This window comes from Morganella sp. HMSC11D09 (genome assembly GCF_001807955.1).
In the GTDB taxonomy this organism is placed as follows: domain Bacteria; phylum Pseudomonadota; class Gammaproteobacteria; order Enterobacterales; family Enterobacteriaceae; genus Morganella; species Morganella morganii.
In genome coordinates this window covers 1-3434 of sequence record NZ_KV791710.1, presented here as the reverse complement: position 1 = coordinate 3434, position 3434 = coordinate 1, and the positions used below count along the sequence as shown (strand labels likewise).

1 protein-coding gene and 1 pseudogene are annotated in these 3434 nt (G+C 48.0%); both read left to right on the top strand.

Going from position 1 to position 3434, the window contains the following annotated elements; all coding sequences use genetic code 11:
• On the top strand, positions 1 to 1887 hold a 1887-nt coding region (locus HMPREF3119_RS19905; protein ID WP_305777638.1), incomplete at its 5' end, for an RHS repeat protein.
• Between the two features lie 482 nt (positions 1888 to 2369).
• Positions 2370 to 3434, top strand: a pseudogene (locus tag HMPREF3119_RS15555) (RHS repeat protein); the annotation flags it as partial.

Below are 3434 nucleotides of genomic sequence, written 5' to 3'. Positions count from 1 at the left end.
TGGCATAATCAGAAAGTGGTGCCGGAAAATAAATACACCTATGACACGCTGTATCAGCTGGTCAGTGCCACCGGGCGCGAGATGGCTAATGCCGGGCAGCAAAGCGGTTCCCTCCCTGATATTTCCCCGTTTGATAAAGCCAGTTACACCAATTACACCCGTAACTATGTCTATGATCGTGCCGGGAATATGACACAGATCCGCCATACAGCACCTGCGACCAATAATAACTACACCACGGATATCACGGTCAGTCAGCGCAGCAACCGCGCGGTACTGAAAACCCTGGCGGACACGCCGGAGAAAGCGGAAGCCCTGTTTACCCCGGGCGGACAGCAGACACAGTTACAGCCGGGACAAACCCTGTCCTGGACAACACGCGGCGAGCTGCAACAGGTCACGCCGGTGGTGCGTAACGGTGCTGCCGGTGATCGCGAAAGCTACCGTTATGATGCGGGCAGTCAGCGTATCCTGAAAACTGCCGTACAGAAAACCGGTAACAGCACACAGACACAGCAGGTGATCTATCTGCCGGGGCTGGAGCTGCGAAGCGGAAAAGAAAATTATCAGGTGATCTGCGCCGGTGTTGCCGGGCGGGCACAGGTACGGCTGCTGCATTGGCCGGATGGTAAAAAAGATCATCAGCGGTTCAGTTACGACAATCTGATCGGCAGCAGCGGCCTGGAAACGGACGGCGACGGTAACCTGCTGAGTCAGGAGGAATATTATCCGTTCGGCGGCACAGCTGTGCTGGTGGCCGGTGCGGACAGCGGCATTGACTACAAAACCCACCGTTATTCCGGTAAAGAGCGGGATGCGACCGGGCTGTATTACTACGGCTACCGCTATTATCAGCCGTGGGCAGGGCGCTGGTTGAGCTCAGATCCGGCGGGAACCGTTGACGGACTGAATCTGTATTCAATGGTGGGGAATAATCCGGTGTCGTTTTTTGATACGAACGGATTAAGCCGGACGCAGCAAATAAATGATTATGCAGAATTTATGGGGGCGGCAAAAGCGGCAATTCATAAAATTCACACCTATATTGATGCTCTGGCGAATCCATCCCGTATGGCCGCTGCTGAGCTACGTTCTGTAGCGAGAAAAGCAACGACGTACGGACTTAAAACAGCCGGCGGTATTGGCGGGGTTGCAGCAGGTGTTGCAATTGCGGCTTCTGTTACTGTTGCTCTTCCTGTCGTGGCGCCGGTTGTTATCGGTACTGCAACTGTGGGGGGGATCATAGGGGGGATAGCCGCCGGAGTTGCCAGTGAAAAAGCATTTGATCTGGGGGTCAATGCTATTTTTGACAAAAATAAATTCCAGCCGACCCGGGTTCAGACCAGGAAAATGCAGGAATCACTGGCACAGGCCGGTGGAAATTTCTTTGCCAATCAGGTTAAAGGCCAGCTTGATTTAAGAGAACAAATAAAAACACACGGGTCAGCAAAAGCAGCTTCAGCACTGGAAGAGGTTCTGGATCTGGGCGTTAAGCTTCCTGTAAAAGCACTTTTGGATACAGGATTGGAGCTCAATGATTTCAGAGGAATAACGATAGCAAAAAGGGATAAAATCACAGGTGTTCTGGATGCAGTCTCTTCCGGACTGTCATCTGATAACCACAATGAAATTATGGGACTGTTTGATGATAAAGGGACTGACAGTGTCAGAAAATATGGTACGCTGAACACAGGGCGGATTTTCCGTATGAGTTATACAAAAGATAAACTTTCTGATATGCGGACTGAGTTACTGACCAGAGTCAGTGATGTCAGGAGAATGCTGAATAATCCGGATATTTATAAAGGAAAAGCAGCAAAAGCTCAGGTTTCCGGGGAAGCATTGTTTTTCCATCAGAAAACAATAACCCGCAGAGCATCAATTTGATTAATAAAATATGAATTAACAAACTACGCTGTAATATTTGTAATTATTTTTGAGTAATTGTAATAATCAGAAAGCACTCCGGCTGGAGTGCTTTCTGAATAATAAAATAATGTAAATTTATCTTATTATCCGGCGTTATGATTTTTAATATGTTGATTATAATTATTTATTTTTACTGTCAGTTCCCCGCCATCAGTTTGATATCCGAGAGTTTTTTTAGCATAACACCGGCCCTTGCTATTACTTAGTTACCGTGGGTATTGAATCTAATTTATTATTTAATGCGTGCATTAATATCTTTGCTTTACTATTTAAGATTAATTTATTGAGTGTTATAGAATTTATTTGTTGAATTATTATCGATGGTTTTTTTCTTGATATTTTTTTTGTTATTTTTTTTATTTTTCCTAAAATAAACAACTATCCGCCGGGGCAATATCAGATTTGTGCGGATATTTATTCCCTTAATAAGGACACTATTAATGAGCAAAACAGAAAACACGTTACATAAAAAAACACCGTCGGTGACGGTACTGAGCAACCGGGGGCAGGCGGTACGTGATATTGTGTATCACCGCCATCCGGATACCCCGGAGAAAACCGATGAGCGCATTACCTACCATCAGTTTGATAAACGAGGATTTTTAGAGAAGAGTGCTGATCCGCGTATGCAGGCATCCGGGCTGAGCAATTTCCGCTATGTCACCTCACTCTCCGGACAGGTGCTGTGTACGGAAAGCGCGGATGCAGGAATATCGCTGACACTGAATGATGCGGCAGGGCGACTGATGATCAGCATCAGTCAGATCTGCACGGATAAGGGGCAGGATAACTGCAGCAAGGCCGTGACTCAGACTTTCCGGTATGAAGGTGCGGATTCAGCCGGGCGTCTGCTGAGTATCACTGAACAGACCGCCGGGCAGAACGCTCAGGTAACTGAACGTTTTATGTATGCAGGCAACAGTGAGGCGGAGAAAGCAAAAAACCTCGCGGGTATCTGTACACACCATTATGATCCGGCCGGGCTGATGCAGACGGACAGCATTGCGCTGACCGGCGTGCCGTTATCCATAACCCGTCAGTTGCTGAAAGATGCGGATAAGCCGGTTAGCTGGCCGGAAAGCAATCCGCAAACATTATTATCTGCTGAAAAATACACCACACAAACCATTGCAGATGCGACCGGTGCGGTGCTGAACACCACGGATGCGGCGGGTCATCAGCAAAAAGTGACTTATGATATCGCCGGATTACTGAACACCAGCCGGGTGACGGTGAAAGGCGGCGCGGAAAAAATCATTATCAAGTCTGTGACGTATTCCGCTGCCGGGCAGAAGCTGTGTGAGGAGCACGGTAACGGTGTAGTGACCACTTACACTTATGAACCGCAAACCCAGCGCCTGATTGCCGTCAAAACCGAACATCCGGCACGGAAAAATGTATTTCAGGATCTGCGTTATGAATATGATCCGGTCGGTAATGTGCTGTGTGTGACGAATGACGCCGAGGAGACGCGCTTCTGGCATAATCAGAAAGTGGTGCCGGAA